Annotated in this window: 21 protein-coding genes and 2 pseudogenes; 3 read left to right on the forward strand and 20 right to left on the reverse strand. The window is 58.7% G+C overall.

All coding sequences use genetic code 11. From position 1 onward, the window contains the following. Positions 1 to 38: 38 nt before the first annotated feature. The 5 genes from QK293_RS09460 to QK293_RS09480 form a co-directional block, all read right to left on the reverse strand. On the reverse strand, positions 39 to 1,535 hold the full coding sequence (locus tag QK293_RS09460; protein WP_282376943.1) for a phage tail sheath subtilisin-like domain-containing protein: 1,497 nt from the start codon (positions 1,533 to 1,535) through the stop codon (positions 39 to 41). Next, positions 1,535 to 1,717, reverse strand: coding sequence for a DUF2635 domain-containing protein (locus tag QK293_RS09465; protein ID WP_003198311.1), 183 nt, complete (start codon positions 1,715 to 1,717; stop codon positions 1,535 to 1,537). The genes QK293_RS09460 and QK293_RS09465 overlap by 1 nt, the downstream gene beginning before the upstream one ends. Beyond that, a complete protein-coding gene (locus tag QK293_RS09470; protein WP_282376944.1) occupies positions 1,714 to 2,298 on the reverse strand; it encodes a hypothetical protein in 585 nt (194 codons plus the stop codon). The genes QK293_RS09465 and QK293_RS09470 overlap by 4 nt, the downstream gene beginning before the upstream one ends. Before the next feature lie 134 nt (positions 2,299 to 2,432). Continuing rightward, positions 2,433 to 2,780 (reverse strand): phage holin family protein, encoded by a 348-nt coding sequence (locus QK293_RS09475; RefSeq protein ID WP_282376945.1) that lies wholly within the window; start codon positions 2,778 to 2,780, stop codon positions 2,433 to 2,435. A gap of 509 nt (positions 2,781 to 3,289) precedes the next feature. Further along, positions 3,290 to 4,024: an XRE family transcriptional regulator gene (locus QK293_RS09480; protein WP_282377059.1), complete on the reverse strand. Its 735-nt coding sequence runs from the start codon at positions 4,022 to 4,024 to the stop codon at positions 3,290 to 3,292. Between the two features lie 210 nt (positions 4,025 to 4,234). Between QK293_RS09480 and mutS the strand changes: the two genes are divergently transcribed. Continuing rightward, entirely contained in the window at positions 4,235 to 6,814 is a 2,580-nt protein-coding gene (gene mutS, locus QK293_RS09485; protein WP_282376946.1) for a DNA mismatch repair protein MutS, read from the forward strand. Positions 6,815 to 6,956: 142 nt separating this feature from the next. Next, a complete protein-coding gene (gene fdxA / locus QK293_RS09490; RefSeq protein ID WP_282376947.1) occupies positions 6,957 to 7,280 on the forward strand; it encodes a ferredoxin FdxA in 324 nt (107 codons plus the stop codon). A gap of 464 nt (positions 7,281 to 7,744) precedes the next feature. On the opposite strand, the pseudogene QK293_RS09495 reads toward fdxA, so the two are convergent. The 10 genes and pseudogenes from QK293_RS09495 to QK293_RS09540 all read right to left on the reverse strand — a co-directional run. Continuing rightward, positions 7,745 to 7,951: pseudogene (locus QK293_RS09495) on the reverse strand (IS4 family transposase); the annotation flags it as partial. After that, a pseudogene (locus QK293_RS09500) lies at positions 7,952 to 8,203 on the reverse strand (transposase domain-containing protein); the annotation flags it as partial. Between the two features lie 120 nt (positions 8,204 to 8,323). Further along, on the reverse strand, positions 8,324 to 9,331 hold the full coding sequence (gene rpoS / locus QK293_RS09505) for an RNA polymerase sigma factor RpoS (RefSeq protein WP_008154012.1): 1,008 nt from the start codon (positions 9,329 to 9,331) through the stop codon (positions 8,324 to 8,326). Between the two features lie 105 nt (positions 9,332 to 9,436). After that, positions 9,437 to 10,294, reverse strand: coding sequence for a peptidoglycan DD-metalloendopeptidase family protein (locus QK293_RS09510; protein ID WP_282377060.1), 858 nt, complete (start codon positions 10,292 to 10,294; stop codon positions 9,437 to 9,439). 211 nt (positions 10,295 to 10,505) lie between these two features. Next, positions 10,506 to 11,141 (reverse strand): protein-L-isoaspartate(D-aspartate) O-methyltransferase, encoded by a 636-nt coding sequence (locus QK293_RS09515; protein WP_177318845.1) that lies wholly within the window; start codon positions 11,139 to 11,141, stop codon positions 10,506 to 10,508. Between the two features lie 41 nt (positions 11,142 to 11,182). Beyond that, positions 11,183 to 11,932 carry a 5'/3'-nucleotidase SurE gene (surE, locus tag QK293_RS09520; protein ID WP_149419682.1) on the reverse strand — a complete coding sequence of 250 codons (750 nt, stop codon included), beginning with the start codon at positions 11,930 to 11,932 and terminating at the stop codon, positions 11,183 to 11,185. Next, a complete protein-coding gene (gene truD / locus QK293_RS09525; protein WP_282376948.1) occupies positions 11,920 to 12,978 on the reverse strand; it encodes a tRNA pseudouridine(13) synthase TruD in 1,059 nt (352 codons plus the stop codon). The genes surE and truD overlap by 13 nt, the downstream gene beginning before the upstream one ends. Further along, entirely contained in the window at positions 12,975 to 13,448 is a 474-nt protein-coding gene (ispF, locus tag QK293_RS09530) for a 2-C-methyl-D-erythritol 2,4-cyclodiphosphate synthase (protein ID WP_010462780.1), read from the reverse strand. Before ispF ends, truD begins: the two co-directional genes overlap by 4 nt. Before the next feature lie 53 nt (positions 13,449 to 13,501). Then, a complete protein-coding gene (fghA, locus tag QK293_RS09535; RefSeq protein ID WP_282376949.1) occupies positions 13,502 to 14,347 on the reverse strand; it encodes an S-formylglutathione hydrolase in 846 nt (281 codons plus the stop codon). 8 nt (positions 14,348 to 14,355) lie between these two features. After that, positions 14,356 to 15,468 (reverse strand): S-(hydroxymethyl)glutathione dehydrogenase/class III alcohol dehydrogenase, encoded by a 1,113-nt coding sequence (locus QK293_RS09540; protein ID WP_282376950.1) that lies wholly within the window; start codon positions 15,466 to 15,468, stop codon positions 14,356 to 14,358. Positions 15,469 to 15,574: 106 nt separating this feature from the next. On the opposite strand from QK293_RS09540, the gene QK293_RS09545 reads away from it, so the two are divergent. Continuing rightward, entirely contained in the window at positions 15,575 to 16,471 is an 897-nt protein-coding gene (locus QK293_RS09545; RefSeq protein ID WP_282376951.1) for a LysR substrate-binding domain-containing protein, read from the forward strand. Here the strand turns inward: QK293_RS09545 and ispD are convergent. From ispD to QK293_RS09570, 5 genes are all read right to left on the reverse strand, one after another. Beyond that, the gene (gene ispD, locus QK293_RS09550) at positions 16,468 to 17,175 is read right to left on the reverse strand and encodes a 2-C-methyl-D-erythritol 4-phosphate cytidylyltransferase (protein ID WP_282376952.1); all 708 of its coding nucleotides are present in this window, start codon (positions 17,173 to 17,175) and stop codon (positions 16,468 to 16,470) included. The two genes, QK293_RS09545 and ispD, sit on opposite strands and share 4 nt — an antisense overlap. Continuing rightward, a complete protein-coding gene (gene ftsB / locus QK293_RS09555) occupies positions 17,172 to 17,450 on the reverse strand; it encodes a cell division protein FtsB (protein ID WP_008028992.1) in 279 nt (92 codons plus the stop codon). The genes ispD and ftsB overlap by 4 nt, the downstream gene beginning before the upstream one ends. A 172-nt stretch (positions 17,451 to 17,622) precedes the next feature. Beyond that, positions 17,623 to 18,912 carry a phosphopyruvate hydratase gene (gene eno, locus QK293_RS09560; RefSeq protein ID WP_282376953.1) on the reverse strand — a complete coding sequence of 430 codons (1,290 nt, stop codon included), beginning with the start codon at positions 18,910 to 18,912 and terminating at the stop codon, positions 17,623 to 17,625. Positions 18,913 to 19,075: 163 nt separating this feature from the next. Then, positions 19,076 to 19,921: a 3-deoxy-8-phosphooctulonate synthase gene (kdsA, locus tag QK293_RS09565; RefSeq protein WP_282376954.1), complete on the reverse strand. Its 846-nt coding sequence runs from the start codon at positions 19,919 to 19,921 to the stop codon at positions 19,076 to 19,078. Continuing rightward, positions 19,921 to 21,558: a CTP synthase gene (locus tag QK293_RS09570; RefSeq protein WP_282376955.1), complete on the reverse strand. Its 1,638-nt coding sequence runs from the start codon at positions 21,556 to 21,558 to the stop codon at positions 19,921 to 19,923. The genes kdsA and QK293_RS09570 overlap by 1 nt, the downstream gene beginning before the upstream one ends. Positions 21,559 to 21,749: the final 191 nt, after the last annotated feature.

Raw genomic sequence — 21,749 nt, forward strand, 5'->3', positions numbered from 1 at the left:
CGCGTGGTGGGCTGAAATCACACAGTCAAGGGCAGCGATCAGGCTGCGTCGTCGTACTGCAGACGGAATTGGTTAAGCAGCGCGAACACGCGCAGGCCATTGATGTAATCCGGCGGGAACAGCACGTTGACCCGGCTCGGGTCCTGCACGTCGCGCTCGACGATCAGGTGCTCGGCGAACAGCTCGGCGTTTTCTACGTGGCCTTCCAGTTCGAGCTTGGCGTACTGGGCGATCAGCTCGCCGCGAATCGTGCTCGGGGTAACGATCGGCTGGCCGGCGCCGAAACGGGTGCCGTCAGAGGCCAGTTTGTGGCGACCGTATTTGCTGGTGATCACGCTTTGCAGACGACGCACGATGAAGGCCGACTGGTGCATGGTTTCGCTGTCCAGGTAGGAATTGTCTGCCTGGCCGTAGGCGTTCTTCTGATAGGTGGTAATCGAACGCTGAATGCGCACGTAGCCGCCTTCGTAGTAAGCGGTGGCGATACCGTAATTGAGCAGCGACTGACGCTCGGTCAGGGTGAAACGCTCACTGGCCGGTGCCGGGTCGAGACCTGGCAGGCTGCCGCTTTGGGTCGGGCGGCTGGCGTCGGCAGAGATGAACACTGAGGTGCGCGCAGCCAATGCCGCAGCCTGCACCCAGAACGGTTGCGGGACGCCCGGTTCCAGCGCCTGAAGGGTCATGTGCTGGTCATTACGCGCTTGGCCGGCAGCGACCAAAGTACCAATGGTGCCGCGCTTGGCGCTGTAGACATGACCGAACAATTGCTTGGCCCACGACCAACGACCGGTGCTGTCATCCATGACGGCTTGCCAGGTGTTGAGGGTCGACAGGTCCGAGAATGGCATGCAGATGAACTCGAACGGTTCATCGCCCAGCGCCGCTACCGCAGCGACCTGATCCGGCACACCGGCGCCGCCGGTCATGGCGGCGATGGCCGTGGTGAGGCCGGCCGGGGTTTCTTCGCCGTTGCTCTTGCCTAGGCGATTGAATTGCAGGCTGATGTCGTTACCGCTGTCGCCAGTCCATTTGGCGCTCAGGGTCACGATGCCTTCAACGGCAGCAGCGCTGACCGGCAGATCTGCCGAGGCGTTGATTTTCAGCGCCAGCGTGGTAGCGGCCTGAGCTGCCGTAGCGCCGTTGACGATGGCCGCTTGAACGCGAACGCCGCCGACGTACAGGTTGAGCACACCGCTTTGAGTGGCCGCGCCGGTCAGGGTCAACACGCCTTTGGCGATGCTGCCTTCAGTGTTGTGCAGCGGCAGGCACCAGATCTCGCCGATCGGGTCGGTCTTGCGCCAGGTTTCATACATCGAGGCGAGCATCGAGCCTTGGCCGCCAATGCTTTTGGCTAGCGCCACGCTGGACACCAACACCAGTTTGCCAACCTCGGCCGGCGCAATGTTGTCGTTGACCTGAGCGACGATCAAACGGCGCATGGCCGACGACGCGCTATTGGCGGCCGAATTGTCCATCTCGGCGTAAAACAGCGGAACACGAATGTCCGCGGGGATGTTGCTGAATCCGATCGCCATTATTTGGCTCCCTGTGGTTTTGCCGCTTTCACGGCTTTGGTAGTGATATCGCCATCGGCCAGACGTCGACGCCACCAGGCGTTGTCCGGCACTTCACGGCCCTCGAGGGGCAACAGATCGCCCGCTTCCGGGTCGGGCACGGCACGGCCTGGGGCCGGCAGCACGGTGATGCGTTTGCTCATGGGGTTACGTCTCCAGAGAAAGTCAGTTCCAGGCGTCCGTCGGGGCCTGGGCGTTTCAGATTGGGGTCCGCTGGATCAATCGCATCGACCCGCACGGTGACCCCGGTAAAGGACGACAAACCGTCCAGCTCACGTTCGTGCCAGCTCTCCGCAGGCTGACCAGGCAGATTGCGGCCGAGCTGGAACTCGGCAAAAAAGCGCAGGCGATACAGCACGCGGTTGCTGTTGATGGAAACCCGTTCGCCGCCGTCATAGGCGATGGCGTCGTAATCACTGCCGGGCTTGAAACCCACCAGCGCCCGCCACAGTTCGGCCCGCAGGTCGTGCAACAGATCCAGCGCTTTTGTAGCGTCGGTGGTGTCAAGCACCAGGGTCACTTCGAAGCGGTCGCGAATGGTCTGCCACGTAGCGTTTTGCGCCGCGTTTGCGCCCGCCAGATCGGTAATCGGCACCACGTAGGCGCAAGGAGTTGAAAGCGGGGTACTGGCTTTCAGCGTTTCGAGGTCGATGCCGGCAGCCACGCGATTGGCGAGGGTTGGGCAGTGATCACGCAGTTGGGTGATCAGTGGGGTGATCTTCATGGTGTTTTCACCGGGCAATAAAAAACCCGCTTGTTGGCGGGTTTGAGTGAAAGGTACTGGCCTTGAGAAACCCGCGTCCTTGCGGGTCGGATGCCGGTCGGCACCGCTGCTCGCCATTCCATTGGGCTTTGTGTTCATTGGTCCTGGCGGGTATCTCGCGGCGGCACTTCGCAAACGCCAATCCGCTTGGCCGCCCAGCGCTCATAAAGACCAATGGCAACGTCTGCTCCGGCCATCGCCGTAAGGCAACCGAACGCGCAAGCCGTCCAGATCGACACGCCGGCGGCATACAACAACATGATTGCCGAGACCCCGCAGACCATGCAGGCCCCGGATCGCAAGGCCAGACGCCGCAGCAATGACCAGCCGCGGGCGCCCTCCTTGTCGGCACGCCACATTTCGCCGGACACCCCGCCCACCAGGGCGAGGACGATGACGAGCCAGATCGGCATGTCCAGCAACGCTTGTTGCTCGTTTGTCATGTCACGCCTCCTGGGGGGTGATTAATGAGTGATGTGTGTGTCTTTCAAACGGTGTCTCTTGAGTTGCCTGACGGTAGGTAGGCATTCCAAAAAGCCCGGCGCTTGCCGGGCTTTTCAGTAATGCGGTCCTTCGCGTTGACCTTTCGGCGCTACTGGCGCGGTACGGATCGATTCACATTGTTCTTCCGACCGCGGTCCCTGCCCGCCGGATAACTGCTTGTGGTGCTTTACGCTGCACACCCGGGTCAGTTGCCAACCCTCTGAACCGTTGAGGCCGGTTCATCGCTGCCTTTGTGGTGGAACTAAAGAGCTTCGTCTCGAGCTGCTTTGTTGAGCGGCTTGAGACAAAGAATATGCATGGATGCATATACAGTCAATGCGTAAATGCATTTATTTATGCGCTGGCAATGCGCTGGCGCATGAACGTCCCGCAGGCAAAGTCTCTGACGGCTTTTCGGCAGGCGAAAAAAAACCCGCTCGGTGGCGGGTTTTATCTGACAACGTTGAGGTTAACGGGCGTACATGCCCCACCAGAAGACGTGACCGAGGATGACAATCTGCTCTTCCTGGATTTCCTGGAAGGTGTAGTCCTCGTCCGGATGCTCATCGCGATTGAAGCTGCGCAGGCGAATCCCTGTCGGCAGGCGATAAAGCTGTTTCACCCGCAACTGACCATTGTGGTTGATGGCGTACAGGTCACCGTCGACGATGTCGCCAATTCCGCATTTGCCGGCGTTCACGCCAACCGTGGCGCCGTCGCGCAGGACCGGCAACATACTGTTGCCGCGCACCGTCACGCATTTGGCCTGGTCGAACTGAACGCCGTTGTGGCGCAGACTCCGCTTACCGAAGCGCAGACTAGAGCGCTCGCTCTCTTCGATGACGAATCTTCCTGATCCTGCAGCCAATTCAACCTCGCGAAGAAAGGGGACGGATACCTCGTCATCATCGACAGGCGTATCGTCGTCCCACAGACTTATGTCCTTGAGTTCCGAATGCAATTGATCGCGCCCAGTGTTGGCTGCCGGCGCGACATCCGCACGGCCCCGCAACTGGTCGGTGCTCACGGCGAAGTACTCGGCGATCTTCGAGATGTGTTTATCCGAGGGATCGACGATCTTTCCGCTGAGAATCCGCGAGAGTGTGGATTGAGGCACGCCGGTGCGACGGTGAAGCTCCGTGGGGGAGATCCCGTGCTGATCGAGCAGCGCTCTTAAGACGGTAGAAACATTGCGTTTTTGCATAACGCGCATAGTGCTTGTTCTTTCTGCAGAAGACAAATGCCAAACTGCATAGACAATGCATAGGCGTGCATACTCAGAAGAAATGTACCGCGGGGCTTTCATGCCTGCGTCGGGTGGACTGCCCATGTTAACCTTGCGCCCATCGCGGAAAAGCCGGGCCGATGCCCCTCCTTTGCCCTACACCTTTCAACGAATTTGCCTGATTATCCGATGAATAAAGCACTCTCCGATCTGTCCTCCCACACGCCAATGATGCAGCAGTACTGGCGCCTGAAAAACCAGCACCCTGACCAGCTGATGTTCTACCGCATGGGCGACTTCTACGAGATCTTCTATGAAGACGCGAAGAAGGCCTCCAAGTTGCTGGACATCACCCTGACTGCCCGCGGGCAGTCGGCGGGTCAGGCGATTCCGATGTGTGGGATTCCTTACCACGCCGCGGAAGGCTACCTGGCGAAACTGGTGAAGCTCGGCGAGTCGGTAGTGATCTGTGAGCAAGTCGGCGACCCGGCCACCAGCAAAGGGCCGGTGGATCGTCAGGTCGTGCGGATCATCACGCCCGGCACGGTCAGTGATGAAGCCCTGCTGGATGAGCGTCGGGATAACCTGATCGCTGCCGTTCTGGGTGACGAGCGCCTGTTCGGTCTCGCCGTGCTGGACATCACCAGCGGCAACTTCACCGTGCTGGAGATCAAGGGCTGGGAGAATCTGCTGGCAGAACTGGAGCGGGTCAATCCGGTGGAGCTAATGATTCCGGATGACTGGCCCAAAGACCTGCCGGCGGAGAAACGTCGCGGGGTTCGTCGCCGGGCGCCGTGGGATTTCGAGCGCGATTCGGCGCTGAAAAGTCTTTGCCAGCAATTTTCCACCCAAGACCTCAAAGGTTTCGGCTGCGAAAACCTGACCCTGGCCATCGGCGCCGCCGGTTGCTTGCTCAGCTATGCCAAGGAAACCCAGCGCACCGCCCTGCCCCATTTGCGCAGCCTGCGGCATGAACGCCTGGACGATACCGTGGTGCTGGACGGCGCGAGCCGCCGCAACCTCGAACTGGACACTAACCTGGCTGGCGGTCGCGACAACACGTTGCAATCGGTGGTCGATCGCTGCCAGACCGCCATGGGCAGCCGTCTGCTGACCCGCTGGCTGAACCGTCCGCTGCGGGATCTGACCGTATTGCTGGCACGCCAGACCTCGATCACCTGCCTGCTCGACGCCTACCGTTTCGAAAAGCTGCAACCGCAGCTCAAGGAAATCGGCGACATCGAGCGGATCCTGGCGCGGATCGGCCTGCGCAATGCCCGTCCTCGTGACCTGGCTCGCCTACGCGATGCGCTCGGTGCACTGCCTGAATTGCAAGTGGCGATGACTGAGCTGGAAGCTCCGCACATCATTCAACTGGCGACAACCACCAACACCTACCCGGAGCTGGCGGCACTGCTGGAAAAAGCCATCATCGACAACCCGCCCGCAGTGATCCGGGACGGTGGTGTGTTGAAAACCGGTTACGACGCCGAGTTGGACGACTTGCAATCGCTCAGCGAAAATGCCGGGCAGTTCCTGATTGACCTCGAAGCCCGTGAGAAGGCCCGCACCGGCCTGTCTCATCTGAAAGTCGGTTACAACCGCATTCACGGCTACTTCATCGAGTTGCCGAGCAAGCAGGCCGAATCAGCGCCGGCAGACTATATCCGTCGCCAGACGCTGAAAGGTGCCGAGCGCTTCATTACGCCGGAACTGAAGGCGTTCGAAGACAAGGCGCTGTCGGCGAAGAGCCGCGCCCTCGCCCGCGAGAAGATGCTCTACGAAGCGCTGCTCGAAGACCTGATCGCCCAGTTGCCACCGCTGCAGGACACCGCTGCTGCCTTGGCCGAACTGGACGTGTTGAGCAACCTCGCCGAACGCGCATTGAATCTCGACCTGAATTGCCCGCGCTTCGTCGATGAGCCGTGCATGCGCATCAGCCAGGGTCGTCACCCGGTGGTCGAGCAAGTACTGACCACGCCGTTTGTGGCCAACGATTTGAGCCTCGACGACAACACCCGCATGCTGGTGATCACCGGTCCGAACATGGGCGGTAAATCCACCTACATGCGCCAGACCGCTTTGATCGTGTTGCTGGCGCACATCGGCAGCTTCGTGCCAGCGGCCAGTTGTGAGTTGTCTCTGGTGGACCGGATCTTTACCCGGATCGGTTCCAGCGATGACCTTGCAGGCGGGCGCTCGACCTTCATGGTCGAAATGAGTGAAACAGCGAACATTTTGCACAACGCCACCGAACGCAGCCTGGTGCTGATGGACGAAGTCGGTCGCGGCACCAGCACCTTTGATGGCTTGTCCCTGGCGTGGGCCGCGGCTGAACGCCTCGCACACCTGCGGGCTTACACGCTGTTCGCCACCCACTACTTTGAGCTGACCGTGTTGCCGGAAGCCGAGCCGTTGGTGGCCAACGTGCACCTCAACGCCACTGAGCACAATGAGCGGATCGTGTTCCTGCACCACGTGCTACCCGGACCTGCAAGCCAGAGCTATGGCCTGGCGGTTGCACAGTTGGCCGGTGTGCCGAGCGAAGTGATCGTGCGCGCTCGCGAACACCTGGGCCGGCTGGAAGCTACCGCGCTGCCCCATGAAGTGCCGAAGCCAACCAAGGGAAAACCCGCTGCGCCGCAGCAAAGCGACATGTTCGCCAGCCTGCCGCATCCGGTACTGGATGATCTGGCCAAACTTGATCTGGACGACATGACCCCGCGTCGTGCGCTCGAAATGCTCTATACACTTAAGACACGGATCTAACGCACTTGCCTGCAAGCTGTTAGAATCTCGCGCGGTTTGGGATGCTGCTGGCTAATAGCCTGACCAGCAGACTATCGCTCCCAAACCTGGCGACCCCAACGTGAAGGGGCTCCGCTGCCGCCGCCTGAGGAGAAAATTAGAAATGACCTTCGTCGTCACCGACAACTGCATCAAGTGCAAGTACACCGACTGCGTAGAAGTCTGTCCGGTGGACTGCTTTTACGAAGGCCCGAACTTCCTGGTGATTCACCCGGATGAGTGCATCGACTGCGCACTGTGCGAACCAGAATGCCCTGCCGTGGCCATCTTCTCCGAAGATGAAGTCCCGGAAGACATGCAGGAGTTTATTCAGCTGAACGTTGAGCTGGCGGAAATCTGGCCCAACATCACCGAGAAGAAAGAATCGTTGCCCGATGCCGAAGAGTGGGATGGCGTCAAAGGCAAGCTCAAAAACCTCGAACGCTGATTATCCCCGCGTTCTCGAAAAGGCCCCTTGCGGGCCTTTTTGCTTTTCTGCAGGCAAAAAAAGGGGCGGTTTGACCCGCCCACATTTTTTCCCTATTCCCTGTATTCCTTTTCATCGTCCTGATGAATCGATTCCTGCGATGTCCTTTCCCCTCATCCTTGAAGGGAGTGTCTGTCCGTTGACACGGTTCAGATACTAGAGAGTTCCCTACCAAGAGCAATGGCCCCGGACAATTGAAACTGCCCGTTACAGGCTATTCATATAAAAAAATAAGCATATAAATCAATTGGTTAATCTTATCTCACGTAAAAATATGTACGACTGCTACTCATGGAGTTAGCGAACACTTACGAAAGAGTAAGCAAACACTTACAGCGAGGGACTACAAACCAGAGATGATTACGGAGGGAACTCAAAACCTGCCTTTCAGGTAATAAAAAACCCCGAACCAGTCGTAATGCTGTTCACTTAAGCGGAGCAGCTTTGCGGTTAACCGGATACCGGTTTTTTGACATCTTCACCGCCCTGGGCCTCGCCGGTCTGGGGCGTTTTGTTATGAAAAGCACACCGATGCTGCCGCGAAGCTCCTCCAGGCGTCTGGGTGTGTGTGACGGCGACACTGCTCCAGCCATGACGACGAGATGGCTGGCGATGTGCCAACAGGCAAACTTAAGGCCGTCGGCACAGATATTGAGTCGGCGAGCGACCTCAACTATTGGCTCGCCTCTGAAAAGCGCCATCCCCACTACCAGCTAAAGGACCATGTCCGAAGGCAGGCGTCGACGTCGGATAGTCGCTTTGTCCGCCAGAGCGGCCGCAGCGGTGATCCAATCCTGAGGAATGTGATCGGTGAACACCCCAAGGTGTGAGAGTGGCTGTGCAGCGAAGTCCAGAACAGCGCTTAAATCTTGAGCAACAGACATAAAAAATCCGGATTCCTTATCAGATTCCGGATTTTCCTGCTGCCTGAGGATTAGTCAACAATCCTTAAGTGAACAGCATTGCGAACCAGTCGGGGCTTTTAATGCCAGCCAGCAAATGACTTATTGAAACAGCGACTCGCTCGACAGGCCATTCTTCTCGAGAATCTCCCGAAGACGCTTCAGGCCTTCAACCTGAATCTGTCTGACCCGCTCCCGGGTCAGGCCAATTTCCAGGCCTACATCTTCAAGCGTGCTGCTCTCATGACCGCGCAGCCCGAAGCGGCGTATCACCACTTCACGTTGCTTGTCGGTCAGCTCCGAGAGCCATTGATCGATGCTCTGAGACAGGTCGTCATCCTGCAACAGTTCACATGGATCGGTTGGACGGTCATCGGTAAGGGTGTCCAGCAGGGTTTTATCCGAATCCGGACCCAGCGAGACGTCGACCGAAGAAACCCGCTCGTTCAGGCCGAGCATGCGCTTGACCTCTCCCACTGGCTTTTCCAGCAGGTTGGCGATTTCTTCGGGTGAGGGTTCGTGATCGAGTTTTTGCGTTAGCTCCCGTGCGGCCCGCAGGTACACGTTGAGCTCTTTGACCACATGAATCGGCAACCGGATGGTCCGGGTCTGATTCATGATCGCGCGCTCGATGGTCTGACGAATCCACCAGGTCGCGTAGGTCGAGAAGCGGAAGCCACGTTCAGGATCGAACTTCTCTACTGCCCGGATAAGCCCGAGGTTGCCCTCTTCGATCAGGTCCAGCAGCGACAGACCACGATTGACGTAACGCCGGGCGATTTTCACCACCAGCCGCAAGTTACTTTCAATCATGCGTTTACGCCCGGCCGGATCTCCACTTTGCGACAAGCGCGCAAAATGAACTTCTTCTTCGGGGGACAGCAGAGGGGAAAAACCAATCTCATTGAGGTACAGCTGCGTGGCATCGAGTGCACGCGTGTAGTCAATGTACTTGTGTTGCTTTAACGAGGCGGAGTGTTTGGATTTGGCACGAACGGAAGGTGGAGCAGCCCCTTCATCATTCGACATCGAATCCGTACCGATGCCGGTCTCCATCAGGAGAACCTCATCGTCGATGTCAAACTCCGGCACTTCTTTACTGAGAGCCATTGTTATAGTCCTTTGGTGAGTTCGACCTCAAGCTCAAGCGGCGCCTCTATCCTTGGCAACGCTGGAGCCTGTTCCCTCTACGCGACGGAACAGGCTGGAAAGCGATCAACGACGTGGCAGGAATTGCAGCGGATCTACGGGTTTACCTTGACGGCGAATCTCAAAATGCAGCTTCACCCGGTCTGTTCCCGTTGACCCCATTTCGGCAATTGTCTGTCCGACCTTGACCTGCTGCCCCTCCCGAACCAACAGCCTGCGGTTATGTCCGTAGGCACTGACGTAGGTATCGCTGTGTTTGATGATGACTAATTCGCCGTAGCCCCTTAAGCCACTCCCGGCGTATACCACCGTCCCATCAGACGCAGCTAAAACAGGCTGTCCCAAATCCCCGGCGATATCAATTCCTTTATTCAAACTCCCGTTTGAAGAGAATTTACCAATGAGAATGCCATTAGATGGCCATCCCCAGCCGGTCGGGGCCGGGCCTGCCGGAGGCAGTGGAGCGGGTGCCGGTTTGTTCGCGACGGACGGTACAACCCCCCCTGTGCCCGTGGTCACACCTGTTACCGGACGACGGAAGACCGTGGTTTTACTCGACGACGAAGGCGTTGAATTCGACGAACTGACCACTGCTGGCGGTGTTGAACCGGTACGGCCGTCAAAGCGAATCGTCTGACCCGGATGGATCGTATAAGGCGCAGGAATGTTGTTGCGTGCCGCGAGGGCTTTGTAGTCCCAGCCGTAGCGAAAGGCAATGGAGAACAAGGTGTCTTTAGGTCGGACGACGTATTGACCCGTGGTCACTGCCGGACGCTGGGCGACGCCGTTGTTGCGATCGACGACGCGTACATCACTCGACTTGTTGCTGGAGCAACCTACCAGCAAGGTGCTCAAGACAAGGCCAGTCACCAGGCGCTGAAAGCTCGTTTTACCCATTCGCTGCGCAATGACTGTGAGACTCACCCGCCGCTCCCTTTGTGGTGGCTGAAAATGTGGATTGCCGTGTTCCGGCATGAAATGTCGCCAGTATAACGAGCCGTGCAGGCTTTACCTTTAATGAAGCGAAAGGGCTTCGCGCACACGTTTGCTGCCTGACGATGAATCCCGTTTAACTGATCGGTGCCGCTGTAAGACAGGAGCAATCGAAGAGAATTCAGCGCGCTGAAACAAATGCTCAGGCGAGCGGCCCATTGAGTAACGGGACGAAGCGAACAGCCCCCAGAACACGCCTGGAAAAGCCCTGCTCTTCCCGGATGATCAGCATCAATTGTTGAACCTCACCCGACCCAACCGGGATCACCAGCCGCCCTCCCGGCGCCAATTGATCAAGCAGCGCCTGAGGTACATCCGTCGCCACTGCGGTCACGATAATGCCGTTGTACGGCGCCAGTGCCGGCCAGCCTTCCCAACCATCGCCCCAGCGGAACACCACGTTGCGCAGGTTCAGCTCTACCAGGCGCTCCTTGGCCCGATCCTGCAAAACCTTGATGCGCTCGACCGAAAATACTCGTTCGACCAGTTGCGACAGCACCGCCGTCTGGTAGCCCGAACCGGTGCCGATTTCCATCACCTTGTCGAGAGGACCTGCCTCCAGCAGCAACTCGCTCATGCGGGCCACCATATAAGGCTGGGAGATGGTCTGGTTATGCCCAATCGGCAGCGCAGTATCTTCGTAAGCGCGATGGGCCAGCGCCTCGTCGACGAACAGGTGACGCGGCGTACGGCGGATGACTTCCAGCACCTTGGCGTTGGAAATCCCCTCCTCATAAAGCCGCTGAATAAGGCGCTCGCGAGTCCGCTGAGAGGTCATGCCGATGCCGCGACGCAGCATATCGTCTTGTTCACGCCCCATTAGTGCAGCCCCTCCAGCCAGCCATCGAGACTTCTGAAGGCATCATTGAAGGTGCGATCCAGTTGTAGTGGAGTGATTGAAACATAGCCCTGCATCACCGCATGGAAATCGGTGCCCGGGCCGCCGTCTTCAGCATCGCCTGCCGCCGCAATCCAGTAACCGGATTTACCGCGCGGATCGACCACTTTCATCGGCGCCGCAGCACGTGCGCGATGCCCGAGACGGGTCAGCTGAATACCCCGGATGTGGTCCAGCGGCAAATTGGGAATGTTCACGTTCAGTACCGTACGCGGTGGCAGTTCAAGGTCCGCGTGAGCCTCTACCAGTTTGCGCGCAAAGTACGCGGCTGTGGGAAGGTTCTCCACTTGCCGTGAGACCAACGAAAAGGCAAACGAAGGGCGCGCCAGGAAACGTCCCTCAAGGGCCGCCGCCACGGTGCCGGAATACAACACGTCATCACCCAGGTTGGCGCCCAGGTTGATGCCCGAAACCACCATGTCCGGTTCGCGTTCCAGCAAGCCGTTAAGGCCCAGGTGCACGCAATCGGTGGGTGTGCCATTCAGGCTGATAAAGCCATTGGCCAGGGTTTGCGGGTGCAACGGACGGTCGAGCGTCAACGAGCTGCTGGCGCCGCTTTTGTCCTGGTCCGGGGCGATAACCACGCATTCGGTGTAATCCGCCAGCGCAGCATAAAGCGCGGCGAGACCGGGTGCGGTTACCCCATCGTCGTTAGAAATCAGAATACGCATGGGCTGTCCGTCTGCCCCACCGGCACCAGATCAACGAGCTCGCGCACCAATACAGTGGCGAAGCATCCGGCCGGGAGGACGAATTCCAGTTGCAGAATGTCAGGCTCGGGATAATGCCACGTCAACCCACCAATGGGCAGCCGCAGGATGCGACGTTCGTGGCTCATACCGGCGTTAATCAACCAATCACGCAAGTCCGCTTCGCGCGTGGCGATTGCCTGCTCCAGTTCATGGACAGCGCCAGTCGCCGGCGAGTCACCTTCGCCCCACTGCGGACCAGTCGGGTGCAGATCGAGAATCGTCAGACGCGGGTCGCTGCACTCGGCAACACCTGCCGGAAAGAAGCTGCGGCTGTCGGTGAAGGCCAGCAGATCACCCACCAGGGCACGCTGCCAGGTGCCATCGGCGACGCGCGCCGCCAGCACCTGATTGAATAGAAAACTGCGCGCGGTGGAGAGCAGCCGCGAACGCACGTTGCGTTGTTCTGGCAAGGCTTTGCGAGCAGCCCACGCACGGGCATCGACCACGTTACCGCCGTCAAACCCAAAACGCTGAGCGCCGAAATAATTGGGAATACCTTGCTTGGCGATCAGTTGCAGACGCTCCTCGATCGCCGCTTTGTCGCCAGCGAATTGCGTCAGTCGCAACGTGAAGCCATTGGCCGAGTGAGCACCGCGTTGCAGCTTGCGTTTGTGCCGACCGGTCTTGAGGATTTTCAGCGTATCGTTTTCCGCCGCCGACAGATCAGGATCGGCCTTGCCCGGCAGCTGCACGCTGAACCACTGGCGAGTCAGCGCCTGACGATCCTTGAGGCCCGCGTAACTGACGGTGCGCAATGGCACGCCTGCCGCCTTGGCGATCCGCCGTGCCGCTTCTTCGGTATTCAGACCGCGTTTTTCCACCCAGATCCACAGGTGCTCGCCATCGCCACTGAGGGGAATATTGAGCACTTCGTCGACCTGAAAATCTTCCGCCGTCGCTTTCAGTACCGCGGTGCCGAGGACTTGGCCATAGGCCCGCGGGCCGAGCAATTGCGCCTCGTTCATGCGCGCAACAACAAGGCAACGGAGTGCACGGCAATGCCTTCTTCGCGCCCGACAAAGCCGAGCTTTTCGGTGGTGGTAGCTTTTACGTTCACTTGATCCAACTCAACTTGAAGATCCGCGGCAATCAGCGCGCGCATCGATTCGATATGCGGGGCCATTTTCGGGGCCTGGGCGACGATGGTGTTATCGACGTTACCGACTTTCCAGCCCTTGGCGTGGATCAGTGCGACGACGTGACGCAACAGCACACGGCTGTCGGCGCCCTTGAATGTTGGGTCGGTGTCCGGGAAATGTTTGCCGATATCACCCAACGCAGCGGCGCCGAGCAAGGCATCGCTCAAGGCGTGCAGCAGGACGTCACCGTCGGAGTGAGCGAGCAGCCCGAAGCCGTGCGCAATCCGCACGCCGCCCAGAGTAATGAAATCGCCTTCAGCGAAACGGTGCACATCATAGCCGTGGCCAATACGCATAAAAAAACGCCCCGATTTTTGTCAGGGCGTGATTCTACCTGCTTTGTCGGACATTAGGCGCTTAGAGCGCGCCCATGATGTTGCAAGTGGTCGGCGATGAAGCTGGCGATGAAGAAATAGCTATGGTCATAGCCGGGTTGCAAGCGCAACGTCAGCGGATGACCCGCCAGTTTGGCTGCCTGTTGCAAGGCTTCAGGCTTGAGCTGGGTGGCGAGGAAATCGTCGCGATCACCTTGGTCGACCAGCAATGGCAGCTTCTCGTTTGCCTCGGCGATCAAGGCACAGGCATCCCACTCGCGCCATTTCGATCGGTCTTCACCCAAGTAGCGGGAAAAGGCCTTCTGACCCCACGGGCAATCCATCGGATTGTTGATCGGCGAGAACGCCGACACCGACTGATAACGCCCCGGGTTACGCAACGCGCAGACCAGCGCACCGTGGCCACCCATGGAGTGACCGCTGATGCCGCGCTTGTCCGAAGCCGGGAAATGGGCTTCGACCAATGCGGGCAATTCCTGCACGACATAGTCATGCATCCGATAGTGCCTGGACCAGGGTTCCTGCGTGGCATTCAGATAAAACCCGGCACCGAGACCGAAGTCCCAGGCGCCATCCGGATCACCCGGCACATCGGCACCGCGAGGACTGGTGTCCGGTGCAACGATGATCAGCCCCAGCTCGGCGGCCATGCGCATCGCACCGGCCTTTTGCATGAAGTTCTCGTCGGTGCAGGTCAGGCCGGACAACCAGTACAGCACGGGCAATTTGCCGCCCTGCTCCGCTTGCGGCGGCAGGTACACGGCAAACACCATGTCGCAGCCGAGTACATCGGAGCGGTGCCGGTAGCGCTTGTGCCAACCGCCAAAGCTTTTCTGACAGGAGATATTTTCCAGGCTCATGACCGACCTCAGAAATGGATGACGCTACGGATGCTTTTGCCTTCATGCATCAGGTCGAAAGCCTTGTTGATATCTTCCAGGCCCATGGTGTGGGTGATGAAAGTATCCAGCGGGATCTCGCCGGTTTCGGCCATTTCGACATAGCTCGGCAGCTCGGTACGACCACGCACGCCGCCGAACGCCGAACCGCGCCAGACGCGACCGGTCACCAGCTGGAATGGACGAGTGGCGATTTCCTGGCCGGCACCGGCAACACCGACGATCACCGACTCGCCCCAACCCTTGTGGCAGCACTCAAGTGCAGCACGCATCAATTGGACGTTGCCGATGCATTCAAAGGAAAAGTCGACGCCGCCGTCGGTCATGTCGACGATGACTTCCTGGATCGGACGATCGAAGTCTTTCGGGTTCACACAATCGGTTGCACCCAACTGCGTGGCGATCGCGAACTTGGTCGGGTTGATGTCGATGGCAATGATCCGCGCAGCCTTGGCTTTGACGGCGCCGATTACGGCCGACAGACCGATGCCGCCGAGGCCGAAAATGGCGACGGTATCACCTGGTTTCACCTTGGCGGTATTGAGGACGGCACCGATGCCGGTAGTGACGCCGCAACCCAGCAGGCAGACTTTTTCCAAGGGCGCTTCTTTAGGAATCTTGGCGACGGAGATTTCCGGCAGCACGGTGTACTCGGAGAATGTCGAAGTACCCATGTAGTGGAAAATTGGTTGGCCCTTGTAGGAAAAGCGCGAAGTGCCATCTGGCATCAGGCCTTTACCCTGAGTCGCGCGAATGGCCTGACACAGGTTGGTTTTTCCCGACAGACAGAATTTGCACTGGCGGCATTCCGGGGTGTACAGCGGGATCACATGATCGCCGACGGCGACGGAGGTCACGCCCTCGCCGATTGCTTCAACCACTGCACCACCTTCATGACCAAGGATCGACGGGAAGATGCCTTCCGGGTCCGTGCCCGACAGCGTGTAGGCGTCGGTATGGCAGACACCGGAGGCAACCACGCGCAGCAGGACTTCACCGGCCTTGGGCATGGAGACATCGACTTCAACGATCTCGAGGGGTTTCTTGGCCTCGAAGGCAACGGCAGCGCGCGACTTGATCATGTGGATTCTCCAGTGAATAAAAACGAGACCGGGAGTGTAATACAACGCTCCACGGTGAATAATCCGGACAAAAGCAAAACATTATTGCCATACAGGGATAATCCTAATGTCCGAAAACCGCTGGGAAGGTATCGACGAGTTCGTCGCTGTCGCCGAATGCAGCCAGTTCACGGCTGCCGCGGAACGCCTTGGGGTTTCGTCCTCCCACATCAGTCGACAAATTGTACGCCTTGAAGAGCGGCTGCAAACGCGCCTGCTTTACCGCAGCACCCGCCGGGTCACTTTGACCGAGGCCGGGCAAACCTTTCTGCAACATTGCCAGCGTTTACAGGATGGTCGAGAAGAAGCACTGCGAGCGGTGGGTGACCTGACCAGCGAACCCAAAGGCATGCTGCGCATGACCTGCGCCGTGGCGTATGGCGAACGCTTCATCGTGCCGCTGGTGACCCGTTTCATGGGGCTCTATCCGCAACTGCGAATCGACCTCGAACTGAGCAATCGTCCACTGGACCTCGTGCATGAAGGCCTGGACCTGGCAATCCGCCTCGGTCGCCTGCAGGACTCGCGGCTGGTGGCGGCACGCCTGGCGCCACGGCGCATGTACCTGTGCGCATCGCCGTCTTACCTGGAACGGTATGGTCGCCCGCACAGCTTGTCGGAACTGAGCCGCCACAACTGCCTCATCGGCAGCTCGGACCTCTGGCAACTGGAACAGAACGGGCGGGAGTTTTCTCAGCGAGTACAGGGAAACTGGCGCTGCAACAGTGGGCAAGCGGTTTTGGATGCGGCGTTGCAAGGGGTTGGATTGTGCCAGCTGCCGGACTACTACGTGCTGGAGCATTTTAAAAGTGGTGAGTTGGTTTCGCTGCTGGAAGCCCACCAACCGCCGAACACTGCCGTGTGGGCGCTTTATCCACAACAGCGGCATTTGTCGCCGAAGGTGCGCAAGTTGGTGGATTACTTGAAGGAAGGATTGGCCGAGCGGCCGGAGTACGCTGCCTAGCGACGGTTAGTCCAACGTTGGCGCAACCATTCGAGGTCTTCAGGGCGAGTGACCTTGAGGTTGTCGGATCGGCCTTCGATCAACCGCGGAGCCATACCTGCCCACTCCATCGCCGAAGCTTCGTCAGTGATGACCGCGTCTGCCACCAGACTGTCGGCCAATGCCCGATGCAGCGCACCAAGGCGAAACATCTGCGGTGTATAGGCCTGCCAGATCACATTGCGATCCACGGTTTCCAGCACACGCCCGTGCTTGTCGACACGCTTGAGGGTGTCCCGTGCAGGAACACCCAACAAACCACCGACCGGATCGTCAGCCAGTTCGCTCAGTAACTTATCGAGATCATCCCGGGCCAGATTCGGCCGTGCGGCATCGTGAACCAACACCCAATCCTCATCATCAGCGCCCAGCGCATGCAAATGCAGCAACGCACTGAGCACCGACCCGGAGCGCTCGGAGCCGCCTTCAACCCGCTGAATACGCGGATCGCAAGCACACGCCAAATTCGGCCAGTAAGGATCATCAACAGCAAGACTGACCACCAACCCCTTCAGGGAAGGATGATCAAGGAAACAGCCGAGGCTGTGTTCGAGAATAGTGCGCCCGCCCAGTTGCAAGTATTGCTTGGGACGGTCCGCGGCCATACGGGCACCGACGCCCGCGGCAGGAATCACGGCCCAGAAGGCCGGTAACGAGGGGTTCATTGAGCCAACTGGTAAAGGGTTTCACCGTCCTTGACCATGCCCAACTCATGGCGGGCCCGTTCTTCAACGGTCTCCATGCCCTTTTTCAACTCACTGACTTCAGCGTCCATCACCCGATTGCGCTCGAGCAGCCCCTCGTTCTCCGCGTGTTGATCTGCGATCTGCTGAGTCAGTTCGGCCACTTGCGCCAGACTGCCATTACCCACCCACAGGCGGTATTGCAGGCCAGCCAGCAGCAGGAGCAAGACGAGGAACAACCAATTGGGACTGCGCATCGAATATCAGGTATCCAGTGAAAAAAGACAGCCATGCCAAAACTTTGAAGCATCTGATAGCACGAAGCCTGGAAAAACCAGGCTTGTGCTAATAAGGCATCAGATTAGTGGCAAATCCATCGCTGGAGCGATTTTTCCGACACAATCCGGTGTCTTTTTTACTATCCAGCAATCAGCCGCGGAATTCGCTGCGACCGTTGTACTTGGCTTTGCCATTCAACTGCTCTTCGATACGCAGCAGTTGGTTGTACTTGGAAACGCGGTCGGAACGGCACAGGGAACCGGTTTTGATCTGGCCAGCCGCAGTGCCCACAGCCAGGTCGGCAATGGTCGAATCTTCGGTTTCGCCGGAGCGGTGCGAGATGACGGCAGTGTAACCAGCAGCCTTGGCCATCTGGATGGCTTCCAGGGTTTCGGTCAGGGTGCCGATCTGGTTGAACTTGATCAGGATCGAGTTGGCGATCTTTTTATCGATGCCTTCTTTCAGGATCTTGGTGTTGGTGACGAACAGGTCGTCGCCTACCAGCTGAACCTTCTCGCCGATTTTGTCGGTGAGAATTTTCCAGCCAGCCCAGTCGGACTCGTCCAGGCCATCTTCGATGGAGATGATCGGGTAACGCTCGGTCAGACCTTTGAGGTAGTCGGCGAAACCTTCAGCGGTGAACACCTGGCCTTCGCCGGACAGGTTGTATTGACCGTCTTCGTAGAATTCGCTGGCCGCGCAGTCCAGTGCCAGGGTCACGTCGGTGCCCAGCTTGTAACCGGCGTTGGCCACGGCTTCGGAGATCACTTTCAAAGCGTCTTCGTTGGAAGCCAGGTTAGGTGCGAAACCACCCTCGTCACCCACAGCAGTGCTCAGGCCACGGGCCTTCAGAACAGCTTTCAGGTGATGAAAAATCTCGGTGCCCATGCGCAGACCTTCCGAGAAAGACTTGGCGCCAACCGGCTGAACCATGAATTCCTGGATGTCGACGTTGTTATCGGCGTGCTCGCCACCGTTGATGATGTTCATCATCGGAACCGGCATCGAGTAAACACCCGGGGTGCCGTTCAGGTTGGCGATGTGAGCGTACAGCGGCAGGTCCTGGTCCTGTGCTGCTGCCTTGGCGGCTGCCAGGGAAACGGCGAGGATCGCGTTGGCGCCCAGGGAACCTTTGTTTTCAGTACCGTCGAGCTTGATCATCGCGTGATCCAGCGCTTTCTGGTCGCTTGGGTCTGCACCTTTCAACAGGTCACGGATCGGACCGTTGATGTTGGCGACGGCTTTGAGTACGCCCTTGCCCAGGTAACGGCTCTTGTCGCCATCACGCAGCTCGAGCGCTTCACGCGAGCCAGTGGAAGCACCGGACGGCGCGCAAGCGCTACCGATGATGCCGTTATCGAGAAGCACGTCCGCTTCCACGGTGGGGTTGCCACGGGAGTCGAGAACTTCACGACCTTTGATGTCGACGATTTTTGCCATTGTTGTAAACACTCCAAAGTTGACGAAAACGCTGTAGGAGCACGGCTTGCCGGCGATGGAGCCCTCAAGGGCGCCATCGCTGGCAAGCCATGCTCCTACAAGAGCAGTGCGGCCAGCGGGCCTGAGCATTAATTCGTGCGGTACTTTACCGGAGAAATGAGGATTACGCGGTTTCTACCGTCGGAAAACTCTTCACCAGTTCGTCCAAAGCTTTGAGCTGGGCCAGGAATGGCTCCAGTTTGTCCAGACGCAAGGCGCAAGGGCCGTCGCATTTGGCGTTGTCCGGGTCCGGGTGTGCTTCGAGGAACAGGCCGGCCAACGACTGGCTGATACCGGCTTTCGCCAGATCGGTGACCTGGGCGCGGCGACCGCCGGCGGAATCGGAGCGACCGCCGGGCATTTGCAGCGCGTGGGTCACGTCGAAGAACACCGGGTATTCGAACTGCTTCATGATGCCAAAGCCGAGCATGTCGACGACCAGGTTGTTGTAGCCGAAGCTCGAACCGCGCTCGCAGAGGATCAACTGATCGTTACCCGCTTCCACGCATTTGCTCAGGATGTGTTTCATTTCCTGAGGTGCGAGGAACTGGGCTTTCTTGATGTTGATCACCGCACCGGTCTTGGCCATCGCGACCACAAGGTCGGTCTGGCGCGACAAGAAGGCCGGCAGCTGGATGATATCGCAGACTTCAGCCACGACCGCGGCCTGATCAGGCTCGTGGACGTCGGTGATGATCGGCACGCCGAAAGCTTGCTTGATGTCCTGGAAAATCCGCATGCCCTCTTCCAGGCCGGGGCCACGGTAAGAGGTCACGGAGGAACGGTTGGCCTTGTCGAAGCTGGCCTTGAACACATAAGGGATCCCGAGTTTCTCGGTAACTTTTACGTATTCTTCACAGACCTGCATCGCCATGTCGCGGCTTTCCAACACGTTCATGCCACCGAAAAGCACCATTGGCTTGTCGTTGGCAATCTCGATATCGCCTACGCGAATGATCTTCTGCGCCATCAGAATTGCGCCTTCTTCTGGTGTTGAATCAAAGCTGCTTTAACGAAACCGCTGAACAAGGGGTGGCCGTCGCGTGGTGTCGAGGTGAACTCAGGGTGGAACTGGCAAGCGACGAACCATGGATGATCCGGGGCTTCAACCACTTCAACCAGCGCGCCATCACCGGAACGACCGGAGATTTTCAGACCGGCAGCCATGATTTGCGGCAGCAGATTGTTGTTCACTTCGTAGCGGTGACGGTGACGCTCGACGATCACGTCCTTGGCGTAGCAATCGTGCACCAGGGAACCCGGTTCCAGCAGGCAATCCTGTGCCCCGAGGCGCATGGTGCCGCCCAGGTCGGACGTTTCGGTACGGGTTTCGACCGCGCCGGTGGCATCTTCCCACTCGGTGATCAGACCCACAACCGGGTGACCGCTTGCACGGTCGAACTCGGTGGAGTTGGCGTCTTTCCAGCCCATGACGTTACGAGCAAACTCGATCACGGCCACTTGCATGCCCAGGCAGATGCCCAGGTACGGGACCTTGTTTTCACGAGCGTATTGAACGGCAGTGATCTTGCCTTCCACGCCACGCAGACCGAAGCCGCCAGGGACCAGAATCGCGTCGACACCTTCCAGCAGCGCGGTGCCCTGGTTTTCGATGTCTTCGGAGTCGATGTAGCGCAGGTTGACCTTGGTGCGGTTGCTGATGCCGGCGTGACTCATCGCTTCGATCAGCGACTTGTAGGCGTCCAGCAGCTCCATGTACTTACCGACCATGGCGATGGTGACTTCATGCTCAGGGTTGAGCTTGGCGTCGACCACGGCTTCCCACTCGGACAGATCGGCGCCGCCACATTGCAGGCCGAAACGCTCGACAACGAAATCATCCAGGCCCTGGGCGTGCAGAATGCCCGGGATCCTGTAGATGGTGTCGGCGTCTTCCAGCGCGATCACTGCACGTTCTTCAACGTTGGTGAATTGCGCGATCTTGCGACGCGAAGAGATATCGATTGGGTGATCGGAACGGCAGACCAGCACGTCTGGTTGCAGGCCGATGGAACGCAGTTCCTTGACCGAGTGCTGAGTAGGCTTGGTTTTGGTTTCACCGGCAGTGGCGATGTACGGCACCAGTGTCAGGTGCATCAGCATCGCGCGCTTGGCGCCGACTTCGAAACGCAATTGACGGATCGCTTCGAGGAACGGCTGGGATTCGATGTCACCCACGGTGCCACCGATCTCGACCATCGCCACGTCGGCATCGCCGGCGCCCTTGATGATCCGGCGCTTGATTTCGTCGGTGATGTGCGGGATCACCTGAATGGTGGCGCCCAGGTAATCACCACGGCGCTCTTTGCGCAGGACGTGTTCGTAGACACGGCCGGTGGTGAAGTTGTTGTTCTGGGTCATGGTCGTGCGGATGAACCGCTCGTAGTGGCCCAGGTCCAGGTCGGTCTCGGCGCCGTCGTGGGTGACGAACACTTCACCGTGCTGGAACGGGCTCATGGTGCCCGGGTCAACGTTGATGTACGGGTCCAGCTTCAGCATGGTGACCTTAAGTCCCCGCGCCTCCAGGATGGCCGCCAATGAAGCCGATGCGATGCCTTTCCCCAATGAAGAAACAACACCGCCCGTGACGAATATGTAGCGCGTCATGAAAAACCCTAGAAGTCTGCGTTAAAGCGGTCCGAGCCGCCGGGGAAAGCGAAGGAAGGCCGAAGCCCCCGATCACCTGCATTAATCACAGCGCACCTTTCAAAAAAACCGCCGCGTTGGGACAGACCGGAAAATGAAACACCGGTACGTTGCTCGCTACACATTTTTTGGAATCGCCCAGCAAAGACTGC

Origin of the sequence: Pseudomonas sp. AL03, from assembly GCF_029960815.1 — a bacterium.
Taxonomy (GTDB): domain Bacteria; phylum Pseudomonadota; class Gammaproteobacteria; order Pseudomonadales; family Pseudomonadaceae; genus Aquipseudomonas.